The organism is Chryseobacterium sp. POE27 (assembly GCF_039727685.1).
Classification (GTDB): Bacteria; Bacteroidota; Bacteroidia; order Flavobacteriales; family Weeksellaceae; genus Chryseobacterium.
In genome coordinates this window covers 3,363,919-3,375,000 of sequence record NZ_CP152475.1, presented here as the reverse complement: position 1 = coordinate 3,375,000, position 11,082 = coordinate 3,363,919, and the positions used below count along the sequence as shown (strand labels likewise).

The window sequence follows — 11,082 nt, the reverse complement described above, 5'->3', positions numbered from 1 at the left end:
CTCTTCGATTTCTTTTCCTCCGGGTACTTAGATGTTTCAGTTCTCCGGGTTTGCTTCCCCTAAGGGATGACAGGTCTTCAACCTGACGGGTTGCCCCATTCGGACATCTCGGGATCAATTCGTGTGTGCCAATCCCCCGAGCTTTTCGCAGCTTACCACGTCCTTCTTCGCCTCTGAAAGCCTAGGCATCCGCCATACGCCCTTAACGATTTCTTTCCTATTTTTAGGTTACTCAAGCACTTATAAGTGCTCGGTTTTCTCTTTGTGATGTCTTTACCGGTAATGTCAATGATCTTTATGCTTGTAATCCTGTAATCAAGTAAAATGTACTAATGACGGCTCCGTCATTATGTAGATATACAATTTCTTTTATTACACTCTTACAATTATACTCTGTACTTACGTACATCATATAATATGTGGAGAATAAGGGAGTCGAACCCTTGACCTCCTGCGTGCAAGGCAGGCGCTCTAGCCAGCTGAGCTAATTCCCCCTCTAGGTAAGATTAAAAAATTTAGAGATTTTGAGATTAAGAGATTTGCTCGCGCTAATTTCTTAATTCCTTAATTTCTCAATATCTTAATCCCTTCAATTAGTAGTCTCGGGCAGGCTCGAACTGCCGACCTCTACATTATCAGTGTAGCGCTCTAACCAGCTGAGCTACGAGACTCTTTATGAGTAATAAGTGATGAGTAATAAGTAATATTTGCATACCCCATTATCTTCATTCATTCCTCAATCTCTTCCCGTTACTAATTTCTAGTGGGTTTGTATTTTTAATATAAGCAACCAATAAAAAACTAAAGCTTTACTTTAAGTAAGTACAATGTATCTTGCGATACTTTTTTTTGTTTATCGTCAATAGACGCTCTAAAATGAGATGTTCCAGCCGCACCTTCCGGTACGGCTACCTTGTTACGACTTAGCCCTAGTTACCTGTTTTACCCTAGGCAGCTCCTTTTACGGTCACCGACTTCAGGTACCCCAGACTTCCATGGCTTGACGGGCGGTGTGTACAAGGCCCGGGAACGTATTCACCGCGCCATGGCTGATGCGCGATTACTAGCGATTCCAGCTTCATAGAGTCGAGTTGCAGACTCCAATCCGAACTGAGACCGGCTTTCGAGATTCGCATCACATCGCTGTGTAGCTGCCCTCTGTACCGGCCATTGTATTACGTGTGTGGCCCAAGGCGTAAGGGCCGTGATGATTTGACGTCATCCCCACCTTCCTCTCTACTTGCGTAGGCAGTCTTACTAGAGTCCTCAACTTAATGGTAGCAACTAGTAACAGGGGTTGCGCTCGTTGCAGGACTTAACCTAACACCTCACGGCACGAGCTGACGACAACCATGCAGCACCTTGAAAATTGTCCGAAGAAAAACCCATTTCTGAGCCTGTCAATTCCCATTTAAGCCTTGGTAAGGTTCCTCGCGTATCATCGAATTAAACCACATAATCCACCGCTTGTGCGGGCCCCCGTCAATTCCTTTGAGTTTCATTCTTGCGAACGTACTCCCCAGGTGGCTAACTTATCACTTTCGCTTAGTCTCTGAACCCGAAAGCCCAAAAACGAGTTAGCATCGTTTACGGCGTGGACTACCAGGGTATCTAATCCTGTTCGCTCCCCACGCTTTCGTCCATCAGCGTCAGTTAAGACATAGTGACCTGCCTTCGCAATTGGTGTTCTAAGTAATATCTATGCATTTCACCGCTACACTACTTATTCCAGCCACTTCTACCTTACTCAAGACCCGCAGTATCAATGGCAGTTTCACAGTTAAGCTGTGAGATTTCACCACTGACTTACGGATCCGCCTACGGACCCTTTAAACCCAATAAATCCGGATAACGCTTGCACCCTCCGTATTACCGCGGCTGCTGGCACGGAGTTAGCCGGTGCTTATTCGTACAGTACCTTCAGCTATCTACACGTAGATAGGTTTATCCCTGTACAAAAGAAGTTTACAACCCATAGGGCCGTCGTCCTTCACGCGGGATGGCTGGATCAGGCGCTAACCCATTGTCCAATATTCCTCACTGCTGCCTCCCGTAGGAGTCTGGTCCGTGTCTCAGTACCAGTGTGGGGGATCACCCTCTCAGGCCCCCCTAAAGATCATCGACTTGGTGAGCCGTTACCTCACCAACTATCTAATCTTGCGCGTGCCCATCTCTATCCACCTCAGTTTTCAATAATAAATGATGCCATCTATTATATTATGGAGTATTAATCTTCCTTTCGAAAGGCTATCCCCCTGATAAAGGCAGGTTGCACACGTGTTCCGCACCCGTACGCCGCTCTCAAGATCCCGAAAGATCTCTACCGCTCAGCTTGCATGTGTTAGGCCTCCCGCTAGCGTTCATCCTGAGCCAGGATCAAACTCTCCATTGTATGTTTGTTCTTGACTCACTCAAAGTTTTTTAACGCTTTAGTTTTTCCTTACTTGGTTGTTATATTGTATGTCAATGATCTTCAAATCTTCCGCTTCATACTCCGCTACTTTCTCTGTCAGTTTCACGCCGTATTTGCGAGTGCAAAAGTAATAAATTATTTCTTATCAACCAAATGTTTTTAAAAGAATTTTTAAAGTTTTTTGATAACCCTAATCTCCATTCAAACATCCGTCAAACCTACTCCTGCGCTCCCGTTTTATCGGGACTGCAAAGATACTAATCTTTTTTATTCTCACAAATATTTTCTGAAAAAAAAATTCATGAACTAAATCCGACTTTTAAATGTATCCTTATTAAATAAAGGAGTTCTTTTTAATTTATCCGCTCTTCTTAAAAGCTCTTCTGCGCTTACTGATACTCTCGTTTTCAGTGGGGCAAAAGTAGTACTTTTATCCATTATAATCCTAATTTACTTAAGAAAAAATTGGCTCTATGATTAGGCTTGTGGAAAATAACAGGTATAATACACTATCATCTAAACGGTTATCTTAATATTATAGTTATCCACATTAAACGATTACGAATCGATTAAATAATTAAATAAGAATTTGTGTGGAAAAATAATACCAAAAAACAACGAATTCCAGGTAATAGAAGATGAAAATAGCATTGAAAAAAGTGAAAGTATTTTCGTGTATAAAGACTATGGTTACACAAGTAGGATGATTCGCATGGTGTTCTATTTCAAAAACAGTCAAGAATTTTCGGTAGATTTTATATTTAATAATTTTACTAGATTTTACAACTAGCAAAAATAATTCAATATGTATAAGGTATGTGAAAGAGAACGTTTTTGCAAGTTTTGTTATTATTTGGGATATTCAAACTCAGGAATGAGCATAAGATTACAATATTCCGTAATGGTACAGGGTAATACAGATCGGGATATTAAAATTCAAGCGACAAATATAGTAATTGATTACTGGTATTGTGTTGAAATAAAAAATGTAGGTTAGAATTTATAGCGTAGATGTATCATATAGAAAGATAAAGTTGACTAAATATAAATAAGAATAAATATGAAAATATTATTCAGTTGATTGAATACAATCCAAAAAAATAAGGATTAATGAAAAAAAATTAAGTAAACTGATTTAGTAACAACGAGGATATTACCGGTAATTTATTGAATTATCATAAATTTGGGTATTCTAAAATGGTGGTGTTTGACCGATGGCTAATTATTAATCCTATACTATAAGACATTCTACTACCATAAAGCCTGAGAACAGCAATCAGCCAGCAGCTTACGGTAGAGATAATAAACCATATGCAAAACAGATGGCTACACAAAGAGCCAAATTAAATCTGAAGTGGCTAGCACTAAACGAGCTAACAAAATCTATCACACCTTAAATTTTATAAAATCCGACATTTCATGTAACTTTTTTCGCTTATAGCTATAGTTTAGTTTATTCAACTATCATCTTTGGTTCAGTTCAGGATCGTTTTATTCAGATTCGCATTGTGTGTTAGCAGAATATAAAGAGGATGGGTGGTAGAGATGTGATGTTAACTGTTGAATGAGGATTGTGTGTGGGGGGGATAGAAATGTGATTGAGATATGATTTAGGAAGATATGAACCAGGAGCTTGAGATGTATAATGGTGGGTATTTTTTATAAACAAAAAAAGTCTCACAGAGTATTCTGTGAGACTTTAAATAAAAACTGGCGGCGACCTACTCTCCCGCGTTAGCAGTACCATCGGCGCTGGTGGGCTTAACTTCTGTGTTCGGAATGGGAACAGGTGAGCCCCACCGCTAAAACCACCCTAAAGGTTGTATATGAGTTGATGGTTTTTGGTTGATGGTTGTTAGTTTTCACTATCAACGGTCAACTCTTTACTATCAACTTTTTTATCGGTAAATTTCATCACAAAGGCAAAACCAGTATTCGCACTTATAAGGCTTGTTGTTGGCGCTTGGCTTTTAGCTAATAGCTATCGGCCAGTTGCCATAAGCAACACTTATAGGCTATAAATCTACGGGTAATTAGTACTACTCGGCTATGACATTACTGTCTTTACACCTGTAGCCTATCAACGTGGTCATCTCCCACGACCCTTAAAAGATGTCTCATCTTGAGGCGAGTTTCACACTTATATGCTTTCAGTGTTTATCTCTTCCAAACATAGCTACTCAGCGGTGCACCTGGCGGTACAACTGATACACCAGAGGTTTGTTCAATTCGGTCCTCTCGTACTAGAATCAAGCCCTCTCAAACATCTAACGCCCGCAATAGATAGAGACCGAACTGTCTCACGACGTTCTGAACCCAGCTCGCGTGCCACTTTAATGGGCGAACAGCCCAACCCTTGGGACCTTCTCCAGCCCCAGGATGTGACGAGCCGACATCGAGGTGCCGAACCTCCCCGTCGATGTGAGCTCTTGGGGGAGACTAGCCTGTTATCCCCGGAGTACCTTTTATCCTATGAGCGATGGCCCTTCCATACGGAACCACCGGATCACTATGTCCTGCTTTCGCACCTGATCGACTTGTAGGTCTCACAGTCAAGCACCCTTATGCCATTACACTCTACGCACGGTTACCAAGCGTGCTGAGGGTACCTTTGAAAGCCTCCGTTACTCTTTTGGAGGCGACCACCCCAGTCAAACTACCCACCACGCAATGTCCTTCTAAAAGAAGTTAGGCTCCAAGTAAGTAAAGGGTGGTATTTCAACGTCGGCTCCACCAACACTAGCGTGCCGGCTTCAAAGCCTCCCACCTATCCTACACATTACTTACTCAAAGTCAATACGAAGTTATAGTAAAGGTTCACAGGGTCTTTTCGTCCCATTGCGGGTAATCGGCATCTTCACCGATACTACAATTTCACCGAGCTCGTGGCTGAGACAGTGCCCAGATCGTTACACCATTCGTGCAGGTCGGAACTTACCCGACAAGGAATTTCGCTACCTTAGGACCGTTATAGTTACGGCCGCCGTTTACTGGGGCTTCAGTCAAACGCTTCGCTTACGCTAACGCCCTTCCTTAACCTTCCAGCACCGGGCAGGTGTCAGACCCTATACAGCATCTTTCGATTTAGCAGAGTCCTGTGTTTTTGATAAACAGTCGCCTGGGCCTCTTCACTGCGGCCAACATTGCTGTTGGCGTCTCTTCTTCCGAAGTTACGAGACTATTTTGCCTAGTTCCTTAGCCACGACTCACTCGAGCACCTTAGGATTCTCTCCTCGACCACCTGTGTCGGTTTTGGTACGGGTTGCTTCACTTCGGCTTTTCTTGGATCCGATTTCACTATAACAGCTTCGCCCGAAGGCTAGGCCTTGACACTTCCGTCCGTCTTCAATAGCTACGTCGAACCGTCCCCTTTTTAGTGTGAGCAAGTATGGGAATATTAACCCATTGTCCATCCACTTCCCCTTTCGGGTGCGCGTTAGGTCCCGACTAACCCTCAGCTGATTAGCATGGCTGAGGAAACCTTAGTCTTTCGGTGAGGGGGGTTTCTCGCCCCCTTTATCGTTACTTATGCCTACATTTTCTTTTCTATACGCTCCACCAAGCCTCACGACTCAGCTTCTGTGCCTATAGAATGCTCTCCTACCAGATATAATTAATTATAAATCCATAGCTTCGGTATTCTGTTTATGCCCGATTATTATCCATGCCGGACCGCTCGACTAGTGAGCTGTTACGCACTCTTTAAATGAATGGCTGCTTCCAAGCCAACATCCTAGCTGTCAATGCAGTCCAACCGCGTTGCTTCAACTTAACAGAAATTTGGGGACCTTAGCTGTTGGTCTGGGTTCTTTCCCTCTCGGACATGGACCTTAGCACCCATGCCCTCACTGCCGACCATCATTTATTAGCATTCGGAGTTTGTCAGGAATTGGTAGGCGATGAAACCCCCGCATCCAATCAGTAGCTCTACCTCTAATAAACTATAAATCGACGCTGCACCTAAATGCATTTCGGAGAGTACGAGCTATCTCCCAGTTTGATTGGCCTTTCACCCCTACCCACAGGTCATCCGAAGACTTTTCAACGTCAACCGGTTCGGTCCTCCACTTTGTGTTACCAAAGCTTCAACCTGCCCATGGGTAGATCACAAGGTTTCGCGTCTAATCCTACTAACTATGCGCCCTATTCAGACTCGCTTTCGCTCCGGCTCCGGACCTGAAGTCCTTAACCTCGCTAGTAAAATTAACTCGTAGGCTCATTATGCAAAAGGCACGCCGTCACAGAATTAATCTGCTCCGACCGCTTGTAGGCGTACGGTTTCAGGTTCTATTTCACCCTTCTATTCGAAGTGCTTTTCACCTTTCCTTCACAGTACTTGTTCACTATCGGTCTTTCAGGAGTATTTAGCCTTGGAGGATGGTCCCCCCCATATTCAGACAGGATTTCACGTGTCCCGCCCTACTCATTTATCATCTATATATGCCTTTCAAATACGGGGCTATCACCCTCTATGGCTGTTCTTTCCAGAACATTCTTCTAAACATATAAAGACTTTTGGGCTAATCCGCTTTCGCTCGCCACTACTTACGGAATCTCTTCGATTTCTTTTCCTCCGGGTACTTAGATGTTTCAGTTCTCCGGGTTTGCTTCCCCCTAAGGGATGACAGGTCTTCAACCTGACGGGTTGCCCCATTCGGACATCTCGGGATCAATTCGTGTGTGCCAATCCCCCGAGCTTTTCGCAGCTTACCACGTCCTTCTTCGCCTCTGAAAGCCTAGGCATCCGCCATACGCCCTTAACGATTTCTTTCCTATTTTTAGGTTACTCAAGCACTTATAAGTGCTCGGTTTTCTCTTTGTGATGTCTTTACCGGTAATGTCAATGATCTTTATGCTTGTAATCCTGTAATCAAGTAAAATGTACTAATGACGGCTCCGTCATTATGTAGATATACAATTTCTTTTATTACACTCTTACAATTATACTCTGTACTTACGTACATCATATAATATGTGGAGAATAAGGGAGTCGAACCCTTGACCTCCTGCGTGCAAGGCAGGCGCTCTAGCCAGCTGAGCTAATTCCCCCTCTAGGTAAGATTAAAAAATTTAGAGATTTTGAGATTAAGAGATTTGCTCGCGCTAATTTCTTAATTCCTTAATTTCTCAATATCTTAATCCCTTCAATTAGTAGTCTCGGGCAGGCTCGAACTGCCGACCTCTACATTATCAGTGTAGCGCTCTAACCAGCTGAGCTACGAGACTCTTTATGAGTAATAAGTGATGAGTAATAAGTAATATTTGCATACCCCATTATCTTCATTCATTCCTCAATCTCTTCCCGTTACTAATTTCTAGTGGGTTTGTATTTTTAATATAAGCAACCAATAAAAAACTAAAGCTTTACTTTAAGTAAGTACAATGTATCTTGCGATACTTTTTTTGTTTATCGTCAATAGACGCTCTAAAATGAGATGTTCCAGCCGCACCTTCCGGTACGGCTACCTTGTTACGACTTAGCCCTAGTTACCTGTTTTACCCTAGGCAGCTCCTTTTACGGTCACCGACTTCAGGTACCCCAGACTTCCATGGCTTGACGGGCGGTGTGTACAAGGCCCGGGAACGTATTCACCGCGCCATGGCTGATGCGCGATTACTAGCGATTCCAGCTTCATAGAGTCGAGTTGCAGACTCCAATCCGAACTGAGACCGGCTTTCGAGATTCGCATCACATCGCTGTGTAGCTGCCCTCTGTACCGGCCATTGTATTACGTGTGTGGCCCAAGGCGTAAGGGCCGTGATGATTTGACGTCATCCCCACCTTCCTCTCTACTTGCGTAGGCAGTCTTACTAGAGTCCTCAACTTAATGGTAGCAACTAGTAACAGGGGTTGCGCTCGTTGCAGGACTTAACCTAACACCTCACGGCACGAGCTGACGACAACCATGCAGCACCTTGAAAATTGTCCGAAGAAAAACCCATTTCTGAGCCTGTCAATTCCCATTTAAGCCTTGGTAAGGTTCCTCGCGTATCATCGAATTAAACCACATAATCCACCGCTTGTGCGGGCCCCCGTCAATTCCTTTGAGTTTCATTCTTGCGAACGTACTCCCCAGGTGGCTAACTTATCACTTTCGCTTAGTCTCTGAACCCGAAAGCCCAAAAACGAGTTAGCATCGTTTACGGCGTGGACTACCAGGGTATCTAATCCTGTTCGCTCCCCACGCTTTCGTCCATCAGCGTCAGTTAAGACATAGTGACCTGCCTTCGCAATTGGTGTTCTAAGTAATATCTATGCATTTCACCGCTACACTACTTATTCCAGCCACTTCTACCTTACTCAAGACCCGCAGTATCAATGGCAGTTTCACAGTTAAGCTGTGAGATTTCACCACTGACTTACGGATCCGCCTACGGACCCTTTAAACCCAATAAATCCGGATAACGCTTGCACCCTCCGTATTACCGCGGCTGCTGGCACGGAGTTAGCCGGTGCTTATTCGTACAGTACCTTCAGCTATCTACACGTAGATAGGTTTATCCCTGTACAAAAGAAGTTTACAACCCATAGGGCCGTCGTCCTTCACGCGGGATGGCTGGATCAGGCGCTAACCCATTGTCCAATATTCCTCACTGCTGCCTCCCGTAGGAGTCTGGTCCGTGTCTCAGTACCAGTGTGGGGGATCACCCTCTCAGGCCCCCCTAAAGATCATCGACTTGGTGAGCCGTTACCTCACCAACTATCTAATCTTGCGCGTGCCCATCTCTATCCACCTCAGTTTTCAATAATAAATGATGCCATCTATTATATTATGGAGTATTAATCTTCCTTTCGAAAGGCTATCCCCCTGATAAAGGCAGGTTGCACACGTGTTCCGCACCCGTACGCCGCTCTCAAGATCCCGAAAGATCTCTACCGCTCAGCTTGCATGTGTTAGGCCTCCCGCTAGCGTTCATCCTGAGCCAGGATCAAACTCTCCATTGTATGTTTGTTCTTGACTCACTCAAAGTTTTTTAACGCTTTAGTTTTTCCTTACTTGGTTGTTATATTGTATGTCAATGATCTTCAAATCTTCCGCTTCATACTCCGCTACTTTCTCTGTCAGTTTCACGCCGTATTTGCGAGTGCAAAAGTAATAAATTATTTCTTATCAACCAAATGTTTTTAAAAGAATTTTTAAAGTTTTTTGATAACCCTAATCTCCATTCCAACATCCGTCAAACCTACTCCTGCGCTCCCGTTTTATCGGGACTGCAAAGATACTAATCTTTTTTATTCCCACAAATATTTTCTGAAAAAAAAATTCATGAACTAAATCCGACTTTTAAATGTATCCTTATTAAATATAAAGGAGTTCTTTTTAATTTATACGCTCTTATTAAAAGCTCTTCTGCGCTTACCGAATATACTCTCGTTTTCAGTGGGGCAAAAGTAGTACTTTTAAACCTTATAATCCTAATTTACTTAACATAATATTCATGTTCTATTCACATTTACCCCTTAACCCACTGAATACTAAAGAGAATAATTTTAAACAAAAGTTTGATTTTTGAGTTGGAGGGGATGAGGGGTGGAGGATGTTGGTGTTTCGGGAGTGTGTATGGTTTGTTTTTGTATTTAAGCTCTCACAGATTTTGCAGATGGCGCAGATGGTGAATTTAAATAGTAAAGGTTTTTTTTATTCTAAAAAAAGAGTTGGAGGGTTTTAGATCATATGTTTTTGAGTAGTGACCGTTGAAATCAAGCACCCACAACCTAGCCCGGATCGAAGCGGTTACCCCACAGCAAGGGAGGGAACGTTAGGGAAGCATGGATCCAGCCAGGAAAGCCCGGAGAGCATTGCGCGAGGAGTATGAGCGGATAGCCGGAAAAAGCTCCCAGAAAATGAGTGAAAGAGTTGGAGAATATTAGTGTTGGAGAGTTGAGAGAAGTTAATGTAAGCTTCTGTGAAAGAAGGTGAAGGCTTGTGAATAAGATTAGAAAAATCTTTTGACAAGAAGCTTATATGTATAGTAGCCTATGAGACAGCCGATGGTATCTGCAACAACATCCAGAGTCTCCATAGATCTGCCGAGTCCCATTTCCTGTTGGAGAATTTCTGTAAGGAAGGCATAAATCAAAATAATCTGAATGAAGTAGTAAAATTTTATTTTGGGAAATGCAGCTATGAAACAGAAACCAAGTGCCGCAAAAATGCTTAGATGCAAAACTTTATCAATTCCATTGAACATGAACCAGTATTCGTGGTTCTCTTCACCGGGTTTGAGAAGCATATAAGTAAGAAATGCCCAATAAATGGGCAGTATCTTACTCAATATTTTTGAAATTTTATCCAATGATTGCCTGATATTCTTCAGCGGAAAGTAATTCTGAATGATCTGCACCTTCAGCAACTTCTACTTTGATGATCCATCCGTTTCCATAAGGATCTGAATTTAAAAGTTCAGGTTGATCTTCAAGTTCTGAATTGAACTCAATCACTTTTCCTGAAATAGGCAAGAATAAGTCTGAAACTGTTTTTACAGCTTCTACACTTCCGAAAACCGCTCCTCCTTCCAATTCATCATCTACAGTATCAACATCTACATAAACGATATCGCCAAGCTCTCCCTGAGCGAAGTCTGTAATACCGATTGTAGCAACGTTACCCTCGATCTTAATCCATTCGTGATCTTTAGTGTACTTTAATTCTGATGGTGTGTTCATT

At 43.0% G+C, this 11,082-nt stretch carries 2 protein-coding genes, 4 tRNA genes and 5 rRNA genes (1 of these 11 only partly in view); all 11 read right to left on the bottom strand.

What is annotated here, in order from left to right; translation table 11 throughout:
* Window positions 1–216, bottom strand: a 23S ribosomal RNA gene (locus tag AAHI02_RS16095); it reaches 2,540 nt to the left of the window's first position.
* A 204-nt stretch (window positions 217–420) separates the two neighbouring features.
* Window positions 421–494 (bottom strand) — tRNA-Ala (locus AAHI02_RS16090).
* Window positions 495–597: 103 nt separating this feature from the next.
* A tRNA-Ile gene (locus tag AAHI02_RS16085) sits at window positions 598–671 on the bottom strand.
* A 203-nt stretch (window positions 672–874) separates the two neighbouring features.
* A 16S ribosomal RNA gene (locus AAHI02_RS16080) occupies window positions 875–2,392 on the bottom strand.
* Window positions 2,393–4,121: 1,729 nt separating this feature from the next.
* A 5S ribosomal RNA gene (rrf, locus tag AAHI02_RS16075) occupies window positions 4,122–4,229 on the bottom strand.
* Window positions 4,230–4,426: 197 nt separating this feature from the next.
* A 23S ribosomal RNA gene (locus AAHI02_RS16070) occupies window positions 4,427–7,184 on the bottom strand.
* Window positions 7,185–7,388: 204 nt separating this feature from the next.
* A tRNA-Ala gene (locus AAHI02_RS16065) sits at window positions 7,389–7,462 on the bottom strand.
* A gap of 103 nt (window positions 7,463–7,565) precedes the next feature.
* Window positions 7,566–7,639 (bottom strand) — tRNA-Ile (locus tag AAHI02_RS16060).
* Window positions 7,640–7,841: 202 nt separating this feature from the next.
* Window positions 7,842–9,359 (bottom strand): 16S ribosomal RNA (locus AAHI02_RS16055).
* Together the 16S, 23S and 5S rRNA genes with 4 tRNA genes alongside form the textbook arrangement of a ribosomal RNA operon.
* A gap of 992 nt (window positions 9,360–10,351) precedes the next feature.
* Complete coding sequence (locus AAHI02_RS16050) at window positions 10,352–10,678, bottom strand: VanZ family protein (RefSeq protein WP_346986629.1); 327 nt, start codon at window positions 10,676–10,678, stop codon at window positions 10,352–10,354.
* A gap of 25 nt (window positions 10,679–10,703) precedes the next feature.
* The gene (gene gcvH / locus AAHI02_RS16045; RefSeq protein WP_346984105.1) at window positions 10,704–11,081 is read right to left on the bottom strand and encodes a glycine cleavage system protein GcvH; all 378 of its coding nucleotides are present in this window, start codon (window positions 11,079–11,081) and stop codon (window positions 10,704–10,706) included.
* Window position 11,082 lies beyond the last annotated feature (1 nt).